The following is a 14,132-nucleotide window of genomic DNA, read 5'->3' as shown; positions in this document are numbered from 1 at the left end:
GTCGCGCGCAGCGCCGGCCCCGGATGGGCAACCGGCCACACGAAGGACGACGCGCGATATGACCCGCAACATCCGCAACGTGGCGATCATCGCCCACGTTGACCACGGCAAGACCACGCTGGTGGACAACCTGCTGAAGCAGGCCGGCGCCTTCCGCACGAACCAGGCCGTGGCCGAGCGCGCGCTGGACCGCAACGACCTGGAGCGCGAGCGCGGCATCACCATCCTGGCCAAGTCCACGGCCGTGGAGTGGAAGGGCACGAAGATCAACATCGTGGACACGCCCGGCCACGCCGACTTCGGCGGTGAGGTGGAGCGCATCCTGTCCATGGTGGACGGCGCGATCGTGCTCTGCGACGCGGCCGAGGGCCCCCTGCCCCAGACGAAGTTCGTGCTGACCAAGGCGCTTGCCCGCGGCCTGAAGCCGATCGTCGTGATCAACAAGGTGGACCGCCAGGACGCCCGCGCGGACGAGGTCCACAACGAGGTGTTCGACCTCTTCGCCGCGCTCGGCGCCAGCGACGAGCAGCTGGACTTCCACACCCTCTTCGCCTCCGGCCGGCAGGGCTGGGCGGACACGACGATGGACGGTCCCCGCAAGGACCTGGCCCCGATGTTCGACCTGATCCTCTCCCACGTGCCGGAGCCGAAGGTGGACCTCGACGCCCCCTTCGCGATGAACGCCTCCATCCTGGAGAGCGACAACTTCCTCGGCCGCATCCTGACGGGCCGGGTGGAGCAGGGCGTGGCGCGGGTGAACATGCCGGTGCGCGTGCTGCGCCAGGACGGCAGCGTGGTGGAGTCGGGCCGGCTGACGAAGCTGATGACCTTCTCCGGCCTCGACCGTGTGCCGGTCGAGGAGGTGCAGGCGGGCGACATCATCGCCATCGCCGGCCTGTCCGATGCCACCATCCCCGACACCATCGCGGCCCCCGAGGTGACGGAGCCCCTGCCCGCCATCCCCGTGGACCCGCCGACGCTGGCCATGACCTTCCGCATCAATGACGGCCCGCTCGGCGGCCGCGAGGGCAAGAAGGTCACCTCCCGCCAGATCCGCGACCGCCTGATGAAGGAGACGGAGGGCAACGTCGCGATCAAGGTGAAGGTGTCCGAGGAGGTGGACGCCTTCGAGGTGGCCGGCCGCGGCGAGCTCCAGCTCGGCGTGCTGATCGAGACGATGCGCCGCGAGGGCTTCGAGCTGACCATCGGCCGCCCCCGCGTGCTGACGCAGGTGAACCCGGAGACGGGCGAGCGCGAGGAGCCCTTTGAGGAGGTGCTCGTCGACGTGGACGAGAGCTTCTCCGGCGTCGTCGTCGAGAAGATGGCGCTCCGCAAGGGCATGATGCAGGACATGCGGCCCTCCGGCGGCGGCAAGGTGCGCCTGACCTTCGAGATCCCGTCGCGCGGCCTGATCGGCTACCACGGCGAGTTCATGACGGACACGCGCGGCACCGGCATGATGAACCGCATCTTCATCGGCTACCGGCCCTGGGCCGGCCCGATCGAGGGCCGTGTGAAGGGCAGCCTCATCTCCAACTCGGACGGCGAGGCGGTGCAGTACTCCCTCTTCGCCCTGCAGGAGCGCGGCGCGCTCTTCGTGGATCCGGGCGTGAAGGTCTACGTGGGCATGATCCTCGGCGAGCACTCGCGCGAGAACGACCTCGACGTGAACCCGATCAAGGAGAAGAAGCTCACCAACATCCGCGCCGCCGGCAAGGACGAGGCGCTGCTGCTGGTGCCGCCCCGCCGCATGTCGCTCGAGCAGGCCATCGCCTACATCGAGGACGACGAGCTGGTCGAGGTGACGCCCTCCGCCGTGCGGCTCCGCAAGCGCTACCTCGACCCGCACGAGCGCAAGAAGCACGCCCGCCGCTCGGAGAGCGAGGCGGCCTGAGGTTGCGTGGTTGACCCTGGGGAAAGGCTCTGCCTTTCCCCAGGCCCCTATCCGCCAGGAACCTGAGGTTCCTGGACCTCCATTCTGGTAAAGAGCTGCCCTTGGGGGTGGGGACCGGTGCTTTGGCGATGCCGAAGGACCGGTCCCCACCCCCAACGGCGTTCTAAACAGATGCGGGGGTCCGGGGGCCCTCAGGGTCCCCGGCGGAGGGGTCGAGGGGAGGCAGAGCCTCCCCCGGGACCGCCCGCGAAACATCAGCCGTCCCGCACAGCGCGCAGGCCGGGTCGCGCCGCAGGCGGATCGTGCGGAAGCGGGTGTCGAGGGCGTCCCAGAGCAGGAGACGGCCGGAGAGGCTTTCGCCGATGCCGAGGATCTCCTTCAGCACCTCCGTCGCCTGCAGCGTGCCCATGACGCCGGTGACGGCGCCGAGGACGCCGGCCTCGGAGCAGGAGGGGACGAGGCCGGGCGGAGGCGGCTCCGGGTGCAGGCAGCGGTGGCAGGGGTGGGGCGGGCCGAGATGCGACTTGAAGGTGGAGAGCTGGCCCTCGAAGCGCAGCACGGCGGCGGAGACGAGGGGGCGGGCGAGGCGGTGGCAGCAGTCGCCCAGCAGGAAGCGCGTGGGGAAGTTGTCGGTGCCGTCGCAGATCAGGTCGTAGCGGGGGATCAGGTCGCGCGCGGTGGCCTCGTCCAGACGGCGGGCGTGGACCTCGACCGCCGTGAGCGGGTTCAGGGCGCGCAGCGCGGTCGCGGCGCTCTCCACCTTCGGCTGACCGATGCGGGAGGTGGTGTGGGCGATCTGCCGCTGAAGGTTCGACAGCTCCAGCGTGTCGTGGTCCACGATCCCGATCGTGCCGACGCCCGCGGCCGCGAGGTACAGGGCCAGGGGTGAGCCGAGGCCGCCCGCGCCGACCACCAGCACCCGCGCGGCCCGGAGCCGCGCCTGTCCGACGGCGCCCACCTCCCCGAGCAGGATGTGCCTGCTGTAGCGGTGCAGTTCATCCTCGGTGAAGTCGAGGTCGGGAAGCGCGTCCATGGCCCGCATGTCGGGCGTGACAGGGCCGGGAGCAAGCCGGAAGCTCGGGCTCCCCTGGACGAACCCCGATGATCCCGGACCTTCCCGTTTTCCTCGATGTCGAGGCGTCCGGCATCGCCGCCGGCTCCTTCCCGATCGAGATCGGCCTCGCCGGGCCGCGGATCGCGGGGGATGGCCGGGTGGAACTGGTCCTGCGCAGCCATCTCGTCCGCCCGGCCGATGCCTGGCTGGGTTCCGCGTCCGCCTGGGATTCGGCGGCGGAGCCGGTGCATGGCCTGTCGCGCTCGGTGCTGCTGGAGGCCGGTGAGCCGATCGACGCCGTCTGCGATGCGCTGGATGTGGTGCTGTCCGGCCGGATCGTCTGCACGGATACCGGCGGGGCGGGCTGGGACGCGGATTGGCTGTCGGTGCTCTATGAGGCAGCGGGGCGGGCGCCGCGGGGCTGGGCGCTGTCCGAGCAGACCGCGGGGGCCGTGATCGCCGCGCGCTTCCGCGAACGGGACCTGACGCCCCGGATCGTGCGGCCGCCCCTGGCGCGCTGGGCCCCGCCGGCGACCCACGCCGCGGCGGAGGACGCGCTGCGCTATGCCTGGGAGTGGGCGATGGCGGCGGTTCTGGCGGAAGCGGGCCTCGGCCGGCTCGCGCCGGCGGAGTCGACCGCGGCGCTGGATGACCTGCCATCCCTGGCGCCGCGGGAGACCTGGCCGCGGATCAGCCCGGACAGCGAAGGACGGTTCCGGCGGCGGTGATGTCGCGGCCGCGCGAAGGGCTCCGCGCGGCCGCTCAGCGGGTCAGGCGCCCACGCGTCCCCGGCCCAGGCGGCGGGGCCGCTCCGGCATGCGGTCGGGCAGCGGGTCCATGGCGACCGGCGGCGGGGCGGGCGGCTGCGCGGCCGGGTCGGGCGGCAGGGTGATCTGCAGGGCATCGGGGTAGCGGCTCACCGCGCCGGTGCTCGCGTCCACGATGATGCCGACCACGCCGCCGATGAGGATGTTGCCGAGGAACATCGGCTGGAACTCCGGCGTCAGCACCGCCTCCGTGGTCAGATGGCCTTCCCGCGTGCAGGAGACGGTCGTGTTGCGGGACGACTTGCCGATGCGCACGGTGCCCGGGGTCGGGTTCACCACGCCGACCGTCTGGCCGTTGCGCTGGAAGGTGCAGGTGGCGCCCGCGGGCTCGGTGACGACGTTGACGTTCTGGCTGGGCGAGGTGGTGATGGTCGCGCAGGCCGGCAGGAAGGCCAGCCCGACGAGGCTGGCAAGGCGAAGAAGCAAGGGGGTTTTCTCCCGGTCCGATACGTTCCGAAGCACGGAATATCACGGAACCGTGAAACCCTGACAAGCGGGCGGCGGTAACTCTTTCAGCCCGTGCCGGTGCTCCCGAAGCCGCCCTCCCCGCGCGACGTCTCGTCGAGCGATGCCACCTCTTCGAACGCCGCGCGCGTGACCGGGGCGAGCACGGCCTGGGCGATGCGCATCCCGCGCTCCACCGTGAAGGATTCCGTGCCGGCGTTCAGGACGATGACCTGCACCTCGCCGCGGTAATCCTCGTCGATCGTGCCGGGGGCATTGGGCAGGACGATGCCGTGCTTCAGCGCGAGGCCGGAGCGGGGGCGGACCTGCCACTCATGCCCGGGCGGAAGGGCCACGCGCAGGCCGGTGGGAACGAGGGCGCGGGCGCCCGGCGCGATGACCACCGGCTCCGCCACGGCGGCGAGAAGGTCCATCGCGGCGGCGCCGGCCGTGGCATAGGACGGCAGGGGCAGGTCGGCGGCGTGCGGCAGGCGCTGCACGCGGATGGCGTGCGGGCGCGGCGCATGGGCCTCGGCAGGGCGGTGGCGGGCGCTCTCCTCCCGCATGACGGGGCCATGGCCGGGGGCGCGGGACATCAGTGCAGCGCCTCCGCGATGCGGTCAGCCAGCCGGGCGGCAACCTCACCCTTCGGCAGCCGCGGCCAGTCCTCCACCCCACCCGGGGTGACGAGGTGGACGGTGTTCGCGTCCCCACCCATGGCGTCGCCGGAGACGTCGTTCGCCACGATCCAGTCGCAGCCCTTGCGGGCCAGCTTCGCCCGGGCGTGCTCCACCACCTTCTCCGTCTCGGCCGCGAAGCCGACGACGAGGCGGGGGCGGCTGGCGTGGCGAGACAGGGTGGCCAGGATGTCCGGGTTCGGGACCAGGGCGAGCGGCGGGGCGGCCTGATCCTCGCCCTTCTTCATCTTCTGGGTGGCCGCCTCGGCCGGGCGCCAGTCGGCCACGGCGGCGGCGCAGACCGCGGCGTCCACGGGCAGCGCGGCCTCGCAAGCCGCGAGCATGTCGCGCGCCGCCTCGATCCGCCGCACGTCCACGCCGGCGGGGTCCGGCACGGTCACGGGGCCGGAGACAAGCACCACCTCCGCGCCCAGCGCGGCCAGGGCGGCGGCGATCGCGTGCCCCTGCTTCCCGGAGGAGCGGTTGGCGATGTAGCGCACGGGGTCCAGCGGCTCATGCGTCGGGCCGGAGGTCACCAGCACCCGCTTACCCGACAGCGGCAGCCCGCCGGGCAGCGTGCCCGCCACGGCGTGCGACGCGGCGTCGCCGTTCCCCGCCGCGGCCGGGGAGAAGGAGGCGCTGAAGGAGGATGCGTGGGCCGTGTTGGGCGGCACGTGATGCGCGGCGGCCTCTGCCGGGGGCCCGGCGGACGCCGTGAAGGAGGAGTCCGAGGTCGTCGCGGCGCGCGGGGCCTCGGCCTCCCCGGTGATGCCGGCGATGGCGGCGTCCAGCGCGGCCTCCAGCGCGGCGTCCGGGGCGCCGTGGTCGGGGTCCTCCAGGATCGCGGCGATGGCGGCGAAGATGGCGGGCGGCTCGGACAGGCGGCCGACGCCGCTCTCGGCCTCGGCCATCGGGCCGTCGTCGGGGCCGATGAAGGTCACGCCGCGGGCCATCAGGGTCGCCACGTTCGCGCCCGTGGCGGGGTGGGACCACATGGAGGGATTCATCGCCGGCGCCACCAGCACCGGACCGCCCCAGGCGAGCAGCACCGCCCCTGCCAGGTCATCCGCCAGCCCCGCCGCCATGCGCGCGAGCCGGTCCGCCGAGGCCGGCGCCACCACCACCAAGTCCTGCGACCGCGCGAGGCGGATGTGGCCGCGCTCCGCCTCCTCCTCCAGCGACCAGAGGTCGGTCGCGAGCGGACGGCCGGTGATGGCCTGCAGGGCGTGTGGGGTGACGAAGCGGGCGCCGCCCGCGGTCAGCAGGCCGGTGACTTCTGCCCCCGCCTTGCCGAGCAGCCGCGCCAGCTCCAGCGCCTTGTAGGCGGCGACCGAGCCGGAAACGACGAGGAGGACGCGCTTCCCCGCGAGGCTCACAGCCGCCATCCCTGGTGGATGGCGACGATGCCGCCCGACAGGTTGCGGTGGGACACGTTCTCCAGCCCCGCGGCGCGAAACATCCCGGCGAGCCGGTCCTGGTCCGGCATCATGCGGATGCTCTCGGCGAGGTAGCGGTAGCTGTCCGCATCCCCCGCCACGCGCTGCCCGATCGCCGGCAGGGCGCGGAAGGACCAGGCGTCGTAGAGCGGTTCCAGCGCCGCCACCTGCATCTTGGAGAATTCCAGCACGAGCAGCTTCCCGCCCGGGCGCAGCACGCGCCGCGCCTCCCGCAGCACCGCGTCCTTGTCCGTGCAGTTGCGCAGGCCGAAGGCCATGGAGACGCGCTCGACGCTGCGGTCCGGGAAGGGCAGGCGCTCCGCGTCGCAGCAGACGAAATCGAGGCCGGCGGCCAGCCCGCGCCCGAGCGCCCGCCCCTGCCCCACGCCGAGCATGGCGGCGTTGATGTCGGCCAGGATCACCCGCCCGGCCCCGCGCTCCCGCGCCAGGAAGGCGACGTCCCCGGTGCCTGCCGCCAGGTCCAGCAGCGTATCCCGCGGCCCGGCCCCAATCGCGTTGATGAAGATGCGCTTCCACACCCGGTGGATACCGAGCGACATGAGGTCGTTCATCACGTCGTATTTCGGCGCGACGCTGTCGAAGACCTCTCGCACCAGCCCGGCCTTGCGGTCGCGGGGTACGGCGGTGAAGCCGAAATCGGCGGTGTCGGGGCTCTGCATGGTCGGAAGATAGGCGATCGGACTGGTCCCCGGCAGGGGGCGCCCGCGCCCGGGCCGGGGCGTCATGTCTGATCGATTGCGACGGTGACTCCGGGGAGAGGGAGAAGGAATTCTCCCTCTCCCCGGACCCCTCACCCTCATCTCTTTTTGTCGGGCTGCCGCGGAAGGCGGACACGGGGTCGCGCCTCGGGTCAGTGACCCGAGGCGAGGCTGCTGTCAGCGCGGTTGGATCTGAGGTCGTCTGCCTGCTGCGCGGGCGGGCTCGGCTGTCCGCGGCAGCCCGATAGAAAGAGATGAGTGGGGGTCCGGGGGAGAGAATTCCTTCTCTCCCCCGGGGTCACCGGCGCCGCAGCCGCCGAAGCTCACCCAGCGGCAGGGCGCCCGTGAGATGTGCCGTGCCGAAATAGGTCACGAGACCGGCGGCCACGTAGATCGCCAGCACGACGATCCGCGCGGTGGATCCGCCCGGATCGGGCATGGCCATGCGCAACACGAGCAGCACCGCCGCCATGGCGAGCGTCGCCACCAGCAGCCGCGGCACGTTCCGCCGCACCCGCTTGTCCGCGTGCCAGTGGCCCCGCCGCCGCAGGATGAGCGCCAGCGCCGCCGTGTTCGCCCAGGCCGAGAGCGAGGTCGCCAGGGCGATGCCCACATGCTGGAGCCAGGGCGTCAGGGCGAGGTTGAGGGCGAGGTTCAGCGCCACCGCGGCGAGGCCGATCTTCACCGGCGTCGCGGTGTCGCCGCGGGCGAAGAAGCCGGGAAGGTAGGCCTTGACCAGGATGAAGGCCGGAAGCCCGACGGCATAGGCCGTCAGCGCGTGGGAGGTCGCGGCCGCCGCCTCGGCCCCGAAGGCGCCGCGCTGGAACAGGGCGGTGATGATCGGCCAGGCCAGCGCCGCCTGCGCCGCCGCCGCCGGCAAGGCCAGCGCCAGCGACAGTTCCAGCGCCCGGTTCATGCTGCGATGGGCCGAGAGCGGCTTGCCGCCCCGCAGCTGCTTCGCCAGCAGCGGCAGCATCGCCGTGCTCACCGCCGCGCCGATCACCCCCAGCGGAAGCTGCCCGATCCGGTCGGCATAATAGAGGTAGGACACCGCCCCCGCCGGCAGGAGCGAGGCGATGATCACGTCCACCGCCAGGTTCAACTGCGTCACGCCCGCCCCGATCAGCCCGGGACCCATCTTCCGCAACACGTCCCGCACCTCCGGCGAGAGGCGGGGGCGGGAGATGATGGCGAGCGGCATCCCGGCCCGCGCCGCCGCAACCCAGACGAGGATCAGCTGCGCGACGCCGGAGATCGTCACACCCCAGGCCAGCGCATGACCGGGCGTCGCCACGAAGGGGGTTAGGGCAAAGAGGCTGCCCATGGAGAGGAGGTTGAACAGCACCGGCGCCCCCGCCGCCGCCGCGAAGCGGTCCAGCCCGTTCAGCACGCCGGAGATGAGGGCGGTAAGGCAGATGAAGACGAGATAGGGAAAGGTGATCCGCGTGAGTTCCACGGCCAGCTGGAACCGCAGCGGCTCGTCCACAAAACCCGGCGCCAGCACGCGCAGCAGCTGCGGCATGAAGACGATGCCGAGGCCGGTCAGCAGCGCGAGCCACAGCGTCATCAGCGTCGCCATCCGCTCCGCCAGGGCCCGCGCCTGGGCCATGCCGGCGACCGTCAGCGTGGCGGCGAAGGAGGGGACGAAGGCGGCGTTGAAGGCGCCTTCCCCGAAAAGCCGCCGGAAGAGGTTCGGCAGCTTCAGGGCGACGAAGAAGGCGTCCGCCAGCGGCCCGGCGCCCATCACCGCGGCGATCAGCATGTCCCGCAGGAAGCCGAGCACGCGGCTGCCCAGCGTCCAGCCGCCGACGGTGAGGATGCCGCGGATCATGCCCTTCGGCCCGGATCAGAGAGGGATCAGCGCGGCGGCAGGAAGCCGACCAGTTCCTCCGCCCGGGCCACGATGGGGTCCGCGATCTCCCGCGCACGGTCGGCGCCCTTGCGGAGCAGCGCGTCCACCGCGCCCGGGTCATCCAGCAGCCGCCGCATCTCCGCCGCGATGGGGGAGAGATGCGCCACCAGCGCGTCCGCCAGCACGCCCTTGAAGGTGCCGAAGCCCTGGCCGCCATGCTCGCGCAGCACGTCCTCCGGCATCCGGTCGGTGATGGCCGCGAGGATGCCGACGAGGTTGCGCGCCTCCGGCCGGCCCTCCAGCCCCGCCACCTCGCTGGGCAGCGGCTCCGGGTCGGTCTTGGCGCGGCGGATCTTGAGCGAGATGGTCTCCGCATCGTCCGTCATGTTGATGCGCGACTGGTCGGACGGATCGGACTTCGACATCTTCTTCGTCCCGTCCCGCAGCGACATGACACGGGCCGCGACGCCCATGATGTGCGGCTCGATGTTCGGGAAGAACTCCACGCCGTAATCGTGGTTGAACTTCCCGGCGATGTCGTTCGCCAGCTCCAGGTGCTGGCGCTGGTCGTCGCCCACCGGCACGCGGGTCGCGTGATAGGCGTGGATGTCGGCCGCCATGAGGTTCGGATAGACGTAGAGGCCGCCGCTGGCGTTCTCCCGGTCCTTGCCGGCCTTGTCCTTGAACTGGGTCATGCGGTTCAGCCAGCCGATCCGCGCCACGCAGTTGAAGATCCAGGCCAGCCGCGTGTGGGCGTGGACGTGGGACTGCACGAACAGGATGCAGCGCGCGGGATCCAGCCCACAGGCGAGCAGGGCGGCCGCCATCTCCCGCGTCTGGCGCGTCAGTTCCTTCGGGTCCTGCCACATGGTGATGGCGTGCTGGTCCACCACGCAGAAGATGCTCTCATGCGTGTCCTGCATCGGCACCCAGTTGCGGATGGCGCCGAGGTAATTGCCGAGCGTGGGCACGCCGGACGGCTGGATGCCCGAGAAGACACGCTGCATCAGATGGTTCCCCCTCCGCCAGGCGGTGGAAGGCCGGCGGGCGCGCGGGTGTCGCGCCGTGGTCGGGTGCGGTCAAGGCTGCGGCCCCCGGGGGAGGCGCCGCCTCCCCCAGGTCCCCCTCCGCCGGGGACCTTGAAGGCCCCCGGCCCCCCGCTTCTGTTTGGATGTCCTTGGTTGAGGGACCCTCGTTTGGCGTTTCGCCAAACGAGGGTCCCTCAACCAAGGGCGTCTCTCTTACAGATGGGAGGTCCAGGAACCTCAGGTTCCTGGCGGAAGGGGGTTCCGGGGGAAGGCAGAGCCTTCCCCAGGGGTCACCGCGCCGACCGCGTCCCGAACACGGCGCTGCCCACGCGGACCTGCGTGGCGCCGGCGGCGATGGCGGCCTCGAAGTCGCCGCTCATGCCCATGGAGAGGATCTTCAGGCCGTGGTCGGCGGCCAGGGCGGCGAGGCTGCGGAAATGGGGGGTGGGGTCCTCGCTCTCGGGCGGGATGCACATGAGGCCGGAGACGGTCAGGCCGTGCTGCTCCCCGCAGGCACGGAGGAAGGCGGGGGCTTCGGCACGGGAGACGCCGGATTTCTGGGGCTCGTCGCCCACGTTCACCTGGACGAGCAGTTCGGGCGTGCGGCCCTCGCGCCGGATGGCGTCGGCGATGGCCTCGGCGAGGCGAGGGCGGTCGAGGCTCTCGATCACGTCGGCCACGCGGACGGCGTCCCGCGCCTTGTTCGTCTGGAGGCCGCCGATGAGGTGAAGGCGCAGCGCCGGGTGGGCTGCGCGCAGGGCGGGGAACTTCGCCGCCGCCTCCTGCACCCGGTTCTCCCCGAAGACCGCCTGCCCAGCGGCGAGGGCGGCCCTTACCGCCTCCGCCGGATGGGTCTTGGAGACGGCGACGAGGGTGACGTCGGCGGGATCGCGCCCGGCCCGCTCGCAGGCCGCGGCGATGCGGGCCTTGATGCGCGCGAGGTTCGCGGCGATGGCGTCGCCGTCGATGGGGGGCGTGTCGGTCATGGGATGGGACAGGGTAGGCAGCGGGCCCGGGCGCCTCAAGCCGCCCGCCCTGTGGCTGGTGAGCGACGCCCGGCGGCTATCGGACCCGCGGCCTCTGGCCGTGCGGCTGCCGCCTGGGGCGGCGGTGCTGGCCCGCGATCTCACCCCGGCCGTGCTCGGTCCCCTGGCGGCGCTGGTCCGGCAGCGGCAGCTGCGGCTGGTGATCGCGGGCGAGGGGCGGCTGGCCCTGGCGTGGCGCGCCGGGCTGCACCTGCCGGACCGGCGGCCGACGCGATCGCTGCTGCCGGTCCTGCTGGCCCGGCGGGGACGCCGCCCGCCGCTGCTCTCGGTCGCGGCGCATGGGCGGGCGGGCCTGGCGCGGGCGCGGCGGCTGCGCGCGGACGCGGTGATCCTCTCCCCCGTCTTTCCCACTGCCAGCCACCCCGGCGCGGCGGCGCTGGGGCCGCACCGCTTCGCCGCCATCGCACGGCGGGCGGGACGTCCGGTGATCGCGCTGGGCGGCGTGAAAGCGCGCTCCGCCAAGCGTTTGCCGCCCCTGGCGGCGGGGTGGGCGGCGGTGGAAGGATGGGCCGAAGAGGCTCTGTGTCGACTCGGACACAGTGTTTCGCGGAAGTCGCGGAGGGGGCGACTCCACCATGGACGCCCCTCCGCGGGCTGAACCATAGTCCGCCCCGGGCTCGGCCACCGCGGCGCATCACGGATGCGTCGCCGGGCGGCAACCCCGCCGAGGGGGGCGGGCGGGTCGCGCAAATGGCCGGGTTTGGTCCGGTCCGTGAGGAGGATTTGGGATGCGCAAGCTTCTTCTGGGCGGGACGGCCATCGCCGCTGCCGCCCTGTACGCGCCGACGGGCGCGCTGGCCCAGGCGGCCGACCCGTTCAACACGGCGGGCCCGCCGATGCTGTCGCACCGCCTGCTTGAGGTGCGCGTCGGTGGTTACTTCCGCTTCTATTACACCTACACGGACCAGGACTTCGCCTCGGTGGCGGGCCTGAGCACCGGCAAGTCCGACTTCCTGAACGAGACCGAGATCCACGTCGTCGCCAACGGCAAGGCCGCGAACGGCCTGCGCTACGGCGTCGCGCTCGAGATCCAGAACGACTCGATCGCTCAGACGTCCACCCCGACCTCGGGCTCGGGCACGCCCAAGACGACCCTCGACCTCGACGAGGCGTGGGGCTTCATCGCCGGCTCCTTCGGCCAGCTGCGCTTCGGTGACGAGGACACGGTCCTCGGCCTGATGTCCACCGGCCACATCACGAACTTCGCGACCGGCGCGCTCGACGGCGACTTCTACGACAGCCTCATCGCCCCGCTCCGCCCGCAGCTGAACCAGACGTCTGACCCGGGCGACAACACCAAGATCATCTACATGTCGCCGCAGTTCTTCGGCTTCGACGCGGGCGTGAGCTTCGCCTTCAACCAGGGCGAGTCCGACCGCGAGGGCTGCGTGACCGGTCCGGCCGGCTTCTCCGGCTCGGGCATCAACACGAGCTGCGACCGTCTCTCCGCGGCCCCCGGCGGCCTTCTCCGCCGCCGCAACGAGATCACCGCCATGCTCCGCTGGCGCGGCAGCTTCGGCCCGGTCGGCCTCGGCGCGCACGTCGGCTACTTCGGCGCCGACGCCATCAAGAACACGACCGGCCCGTCCGGCGACCGCCTGCACATGGGCCTCGCCGGCGCGCAGATCACTGCCTACGGCCTGACCGCCGGTGGCTGGTTCCAGTGGGGCCGTGCGAACGCGAACTTCACGCCGATCGCGAATGCCGGCGACGACCGCAACATGAGCGCCTACTACCTGGCGGCGTCCTACACGATCGACGCGCTGACGGTCGGTGCGGCCTATGGCGGCGTCTACTCCGCGGGTAACCAGGGTGCCACCACGGGCGGCCGTCGTGACCTCGGCTTCAACGTGGGCCTGACCTACCGTATCGCTCCGGGCCTCGAGTTCGTCGCCGAGTACACCAACATCCGGCGCCGTGAGGGTGGCTTCAACTTCCTGACCAACGCCGCCAACAGCGGTCTGCCCGGTGACACCCGCGGCACCAACAGCCGCATCGAGGCCGACGTGTTCCTGACGGGCTTCCGCTTCGCCTTCTGAGGCCAAGCGAGCCAGGACCTGAAGGGGCGGCGGGGCAACCCGCCGCCCTTTCTTTTGTTTTTCTCACTTGCATCCGGGCCTGCCACCCCGTTAGGTGCGGCCGCCATGCGCAAGCCCCTCCTCGCCATCCTTCTGCTGCCCGCCCTCCTTGCCGCCTGCGGCCAGGGCCGCGTCGTCGAGAACGACGAGTACAACAACGACAGCCGCCGATCCCGCGTGGCCGGTCGCGCTCTGGGCGGCAACCAGGACGGTCTGCTGATCCTCGGCACGGAGCGCTCGGGCGGCCGGCGCGGCGACGGTGCGCCGGACGGCGGCGGGGCGCTGGGCGTGAACGCCTATCTCTGGCGCGCGACGCTGGACACCCTGTCCTTCATGCCGATCTCCTCGGCCGATCCTTTCGGCGGGGTCATCATCACCGACTGGTACTCGCCTCCCGCGGCCCAGGGGGAGCGGTTCCGGGCCCAGGCCTACATCCTCGGCCGCCAGCTCCGCTCTGACGGGGTGCGGGTGAACGTGTTCCGCCAGGAGTGGCGTGGGAATGGCTGGGTGGACGTCCCCGTCTCCCAGGCCACCGGCACGGAGCTGGAGGACAAGGTCCTGACCCGCGCGCGCGAGCTGCGCAGCCAGTCCACCGCCTCGCTCTGACCGGTCGCGCCCGCGATCAGTCGCGGTCGTTCACACCCGGCATCGCCCGCGCCTCGGCCACCGTCATGCCGAGGCTGAGGCGGCGCTCGCCCGCGGCCCGGGTCAGGCGATCGGGCGGCACCGTCACGTAGCGGTCGGCACGGCCGAGGCCGCGGTCCACCTCGATCACGACGGCCACCACGCGGGCGCCGGCGAAGTCCAGGATCAGGTCCTCGACCTCCCCGATCCGGCCGTCCGTCCCGTAGACGTCCCGGTCCATCAGCTCCTTCGCCCGCATCTCCCCGAGGCCCGGCACGGCGGTCTGGGCCAGCGCGGCCGGGCCGGCGAGGAGGAGGGCAAGGGCGGTCGTCGTGAGGATGCGGCGCATGGGGGACTCCGGGTCTGGCCCCGGAAAACCCGTGGGGTGGGCTGCGGTTGCGGCGCCTTCCCCCGCGCCTCCCCGCGTCGTATGCGTGACGGCCTTACTCTGAT

At 72.2% G+C, this 14,132-nt stretch carries 14 protein-coding genes; 5 read left to right on the top strand and 9 right to left on the bottom strand.

Annotated features, from left to right (window positions below; all coding sequences use genetic code 11):
• Positions 1 to 58 precede the first annotated feature (58 nt).
• Complete coding sequence (gene typA, locus ACP6CK_RS18805) at positions 59 to 1,894, top strand: translational GTPase TypA (protein WP_426954831.1); 1,836 nt, start codon at positions 59 to 61, stop codon at positions 1,892 to 1,894.
• A 163-nt stretch (positions 1,895 to 2,057) separates the two neighbouring features.
• On the opposite strand, the gene ACP6CK_RS18800 is transcribed toward typA, so the two are convergent.
• Positions 2,058 to 2,927, bottom strand: coding sequence for a HesA/MoeB/ThiF family protein (locus ACP6CK_RS18800; protein ID WP_426954830.1), 870 nt, complete (start codon positions 2,925 to 2,927; stop codon positions 2,058 to 2,060).
• 68 nt (positions 2,928 to 2,995) lie between these two features.
• Here ACP6CK_RS18800 and ACP6CK_RS18795 point away from each other — a divergent pair, with 68 nt between their 5' ends.
• Positions 2,996 to 3,676 (top strand): hypothetical protein, encoded by a 681-nt coding sequence (locus ACP6CK_RS18795; RefSeq protein WP_426954829.1) that lies wholly within the window; start codon positions 2,996 to 2,998, stop codon positions 3,674 to 3,676.
• A gap of 42 nt (positions 3,677 to 3,718) precedes the next feature.
• Here ACP6CK_RS18795 and ACP6CK_RS18790 read toward each other — a convergent pair whose 3' ends face one another.
• The 7 genes from ACP6CK_RS18790 to ACP6CK_RS18760 all read right to left on the bottom strand — a co-directional run bounded on the left by ACP6CK_RS18790 (position 3,719) and on the right by ACP6CK_RS18760 (position 10,917).
• Positions 3,719 to 4,201 carry a hypothetical protein gene (locus ACP6CK_RS18790; RefSeq protein WP_426954828.1) on the bottom strand — a complete coding sequence of 161 codons (483 nt, stop codon included), beginning with the start codon at positions 4,199 to 4,201 and terminating at the stop codon, positions 3,719 to 3,721.
• A gap of 86 nt (positions 4,202 to 4,287) precedes the next feature.
• Positions 4,288 to 4,785: a dUTP diphosphatase gene (dut, locus tag ACP6CK_RS18785; protein ID WP_426959950.1), complete on the bottom strand. Its 498-nt coding sequence runs from the start codon at positions 4,783 to 4,785 to the stop codon at positions 4,288 to 4,290.
• 29 nt (positions 4,786 to 4,814) lie between these two features.
• The gene (locus tag ACP6CK_RS18780) at positions 4,815 to 6,281 is read right to left on the bottom strand and encodes a bifunctional phosphopantothenoylcysteine decarboxylase/phosphopantothenate synthase (RefSeq protein WP_426954827.1); all 1,467 of its coding nucleotides are present in this window, start codon (positions 6,279 to 6,281) and stop codon (positions 4,815 to 4,817) included.
• On the bottom strand, positions 6,269 to 7,012 hold the full coding sequence (locus tag ACP6CK_RS18775) for a class I SAM-dependent methyltransferase (RefSeq protein ID WP_426959949.1): 744 nt from the start codon (positions 7,010 to 7,012) through the stop codon (positions 6,269 to 6,271). Before ACP6CK_RS18775 ends, ACP6CK_RS18780 begins: the two co-directional genes overlap by 13 nt.
• 337 nt (positions 7,013 to 7,349) lie before the next feature.
• On the bottom strand, positions 7,350 to 8,882 hold the full coding sequence (murJ, locus tag ACP6CK_RS18770) for a murein biosynthesis integral membrane protein MurJ (protein ID WP_426954826.1): 1,533 nt from the start codon (positions 8,880 to 8,882) through the stop codon (positions 7,350 to 7,352).
• Between the two features lie 26 nt (positions 8,883 to 8,908).
• A complete protein-coding gene (gene trpS / locus ACP6CK_RS18765; RefSeq protein ID WP_426954825.1) occupies positions 8,909 to 9,910 on the bottom strand; it encodes a tryptophan--tRNA ligase in 1,002 nt (333 codons plus the stop codon).
• Positions 9,911 to 10,221: 311 nt separating this feature from the next.
• Positions 10,222 to 10,917, bottom strand: a complete 696-nt coding sequence (locus tag ACP6CK_RS18760; RefSeq protein ID WP_426954824.1) for a YggS family pyridoxal phosphate-dependent enzyme — start codon at positions 10,915 to 10,917, stop codon at positions 10,222 to 10,224.
• 58 nt (positions 10,918 to 10,975) lie between these two features.
• On the opposite strand from ACP6CK_RS18760, the gene ACP6CK_RS18755 reads away from it, so the two are divergent.
• From ACP6CK_RS18755 to ACP6CK_RS18745, 3 genes are all read left to right on the top strand, one after another.
• Positions 10,976 to 11,575, top strand: a complete 600-nt coding sequence (locus ACP6CK_RS18755) for a thiamine phosphate synthase (protein WP_426954823.1) — start codon at positions 10,976 to 10,978, stop codon at positions 11,573 to 11,575.
• 130 nt (positions 11,576 to 11,705) lie between these two features.
• On the top strand, positions 11,706 to 13,016 hold the full coding sequence (locus ACP6CK_RS18750; RefSeq protein WP_426954822.1) for a porin: 1,311 nt from the start codon (positions 11,706 to 11,708) through the stop codon (positions 13,014 to 13,016).
• Between the two features lie 105 nt (positions 13,017 to 13,121).
• Positions 13,122 to 13,661: a DUF3576 domain-containing protein gene (locus tag ACP6CK_RS18745; RefSeq protein ID WP_426954821.1), complete on the top strand. Its 540-nt coding sequence runs from the start codon at positions 13,122 to 13,124 to the stop codon at positions 13,659 to 13,661.
• 16 nt (positions 13,662 to 13,677) lie between these two features.
• On the opposite strand, the gene ACP6CK_RS18740 is transcribed toward ACP6CK_RS18745, so the two are convergent.
• A complete protein-coding gene (locus ACP6CK_RS18740) occupies positions 13,678 to 14,028 on the bottom strand; it encodes a PRC-barrel domain-containing protein (protein WP_426954820.1) in 351 nt (116 codons plus the stop codon).
• Positions 14,029 to 14,132: the final 104 nt, after the last annotated feature.

It is taken from the genome of Muricoccus radiodurans (assembly GCF_050154705.1).
In the GTDB taxonomy this organism is placed as follows: domain Bacteria; phylum Pseudomonadota; class Alphaproteobacteria; order Acetobacterales; family Acetobacteraceae; genus Roseomonas; species Roseomonas radiodurans.
Note: the sequence above shows the minus strand (reverse complement) of the source record. Positions and strands in the feature narration are given on the sequence as shown.

What these genes read in the sequence shown, in the direction of transcription:
- typA (WP_426954831.1), top strand. Translation starts at nt 59, where the DNA reads ATGACCCGCAACATCCGCAACGTGGCGATCATCGCCCACGTTGACCAC.
- ACP6CK_RS18800 (WP_426954830.1), bottom strand. Translation starts at nt 2,927, where the DNA reads ATGGACGCGCTTCCCGACCTCGACTTCACCGAGGATGAACTGCACCGC.
- ACP6CK_RS18795 (WP_426954829.1), top strand. Translation starts at nt 2,996, where the DNA reads ATGATCCCGGACCTTCCCGTTTTCCTCGATGTCGAGGCGTCCGGCATC.
- dut (WP_426959950.1), bottom strand. Translation starts at nt 4,785, where the DNA reads ATGCGGGAGGAGAGCGCCCGCCACCGCCCTGCCGAGGCCCATGCGCCG.
- ACP6CK_RS18780 (WP_426954827.1), bottom strand. Translation starts at nt 6,281, where the DNA reads ATGGCGGCTGTGAGCCTCGCGGGGAAGCGCGTCCTCCTCGTCGTTTCC.
- ACP6CK_RS18775 (WP_426959949.1), bottom strand. Translation starts at nt 7,012, where the DNA reads ATGCAGAGCCCCGACACCGCCGATTTCGGCTTCACCGCCGTACCCCGC.
- murJ (WP_426954826.1), bottom strand. Translation starts at nt 8,882, where the DNA reads ATGATCCGCGGCATCCTCACCGTCGGCGGCTGGACGCTGGGCAGCCGC.
- trpS (WP_426954825.1), bottom strand. Translation starts at nt 9,910, where the DNA reads ATGCAGCGTGTCTTCTCGGGCATCCAGCCGTCCGGCGTGCCCACGCTC.
- ACP6CK_RS18760 (WP_426954824.1), bottom strand. Translation starts at nt 10,917, where the DNA reads ATGACCGACACGCCCCCCATCGACGGCGACGCCATCGCCGCGAACCTC.
- ACP6CK_RS18750 (WP_426954822.1), top strand. Translation starts at nt 11,706, where the DNA reads ATGCGCAAGCTTCTTCTGGGCGGGACGGCCATCGCCGCTGCCGCCCTG.
- ACP6CK_RS18745 (WP_426954821.1), top strand. Translation starts at nt 13,122, where the DNA reads ATGCGCAAGCCCCTCCTCGCCATCCTTCTGCTGCCCGCCCTCCTTGCC.
- ACP6CK_RS18740 (WP_426954820.1), bottom strand. Translation starts at nt 14,028, where the DNA reads ATGCGCCGCATCCTCACGACGACCGCCCTTGCCCTCCTCCTCGCCGGC.